Source organism: Methylomonas sp. Uni0011, from assembly GCF_056850255.1.
In genome coordinates this window covers 1-1750 of the sequence record NZ_JBVVNO010000043.1, presented here as the reverse complement: position 1 = coordinate 1750, position 1750 = coordinate 1, and the positions used below count along the sequence as shown (strand labels likewise).

Annotated in this window: 2 protein-coding genes; both read right to left on the bottom strand. The window is 58.4% G+C overall.

Annotation, left to right across the window (positions count from 1 at the left end):
• Nucleotides 1-89: 89 nt before the first annotated feature.
• On the bottom strand, nt 90-1400 hold the full coding sequence (ltrA, locus tag AC0IM9_RS20385) for a group II intron reverse transcriptase/maturase (RefSeq protein ID WP_482805235.1): 1311 nt from the start codon (nt 1398-1400) through the stop codon (nt 90-92).
• Between the two features lie 152 nt (nt 1401-1552).
• The coding region (locus AC0IM9_RS20380; protein WP_482805234.1) for a hypothetical protein at nt 1553-1750 on the bottom strand (198 nt) is incomplete at its 5' end.

The following is a 1750-nucleotide window of genomic DNA, read 5'->3' as shown; positions in this document are numbered from 1 at the left end:
GATAGGGGTCGGAAAGGGCCTAAGCCCTTCCCGCCCTCCGAACCGTGCGGGCGGTTCTCCCGCACACGGCTCTCCAGTCGGTAGTTTCCTCATCGGGAGTGTCTCTCGGCTTGCCAGGCGGGATGTAGTGCGAACAACCCGGCAGCCGCAAAATACGCATTCGGCCAGCGTCGATGGTCATTCAGGCATCGGCCAATGCCCGGTCGCTTGTCTTGCTTTCGCAGCAGCGATCGAAGCCGCCGTCGAATGAAGCCGTCCAGGTAGCGAAAAATTCCGCCATGAGCATGTTTGAAGTACCCATACCAGCCGCGCAGCATCGGGTTTAGATCGCCCACGATCCTATCCAGGCTGTCACCCCGTGTGCGCTTGGTCTTCTCTCGAATACGGTCTTTGAACCGGTTCAGGCTTTTCTTACGTACCCTACGCTGGCCCGCTTCAAAGCGATAGCCCAGAAACTCGAAGCCTTCGCCCGCTTGACGACAGTCGCCCAGATGGGTCTTATCGGGGTGCAGCGTCAGCCCATTGGCTTCAACCCATTCCCGAATGACCTCGAGTGCCGCTTCGGCTTCGGCTCGGCTGGCGCATAGCACGACAAAGTCGTCGGCGTAACGCACCATCCGATAACCTCGCGCCATCAGCCTTTCGTCCAGCGGATGCAGGTATAGGTTCGCCAGTAACGGACTGATGACCGCCCCTTGTGGACTGCCACTCGTCGGCGTCCAACGTTCCAACCCTTTCAGGATGTCCTGCTTGAGCCAACCTTCAATCAGTGCCAATAGACGACCATCGCTGATTCGCGCTTCGACCCGTTCCAGAAGTTGAGCATGCGGGATACTGTCGAAGTAGCCTTTCAGGTCGGCGTCCACCACGTAGGTGTAACCAGCCTTAAGCCCGCCATCGACATCACGCAGGGCATCCTTGCAGCCTCGCTCGGGCCGAAATCCGTAACTGCTGTTCAGAAACGTCACGTCGAAGATCGGTTCGATCACCATCTTGACTGCCGCCTGTACGATGCGATCTTTGACGGTCGGTATTCCCAGCAGTCGACGTTGACCGTCACCTTTGGGGATTTCCACCCGTTTAACCGCCATCGGTCGGTATTTCCCTTCCCGCAGACTTTGGCTCAGTTCGGCCAAGTAGCGCTCGGCTTGGGCTTCGAATTGCTCTACACTTTGTCTGTCCACCCCCGCCGCGCCTCGGTTGGCTTTAACTTTCGTCCAAGCCAACGCTAGCGTACCCGGCGCGTAAACCTTGTCCATCAAGCTGTACCATTTGCGTCCTTCGACACCGTTTACCAGTGCCAACACCATGCGTTCCGTCCAGATTGCGGCTTCCACGCCGGGTATTACCGCCGTTTCTGTACCTTGTTTAGTCTGTTTCGACACTGTCGGTGCTGTCATTTGCCTCACTCTCGATTTCTCGCATCCACCTTCCTGCCCTGCCTTCCCTCGACTGCGCTTTGCTAACCCAGCCTCTCGCGGCTTTCCCCGCTTCGGTACTATGCGGGCTCTGACTCCTGCCCGGTTTCGCTTCACCGAACAGGCCTCCTCGCTTATCTCGCACACACGTCCCAACGTTCCACCTCCAACCACAGGTACGGCCCGAACATCGTTTCTTTCGCCAAACCAACGTGTTCGATGCGTTTCAGGCTTCGCCATCTCCTAGCAGGCTCGCCGCCGTGTCCCGCCGAATCGAGTTCGTCTCCTGCGGACCGCCAGTTCGCCTCCGATTGCTCTCCACCCCGTTTCGC

Excerpts from the sequence above, each read along its gene's own strand:
- ltrA (WP_482805235.1), bottom strand. The coding sequence starts at position 1,400 with ATGACAGCACCGACAGTGTCGAAACAGACTAAACAAGGTACAGAAACG.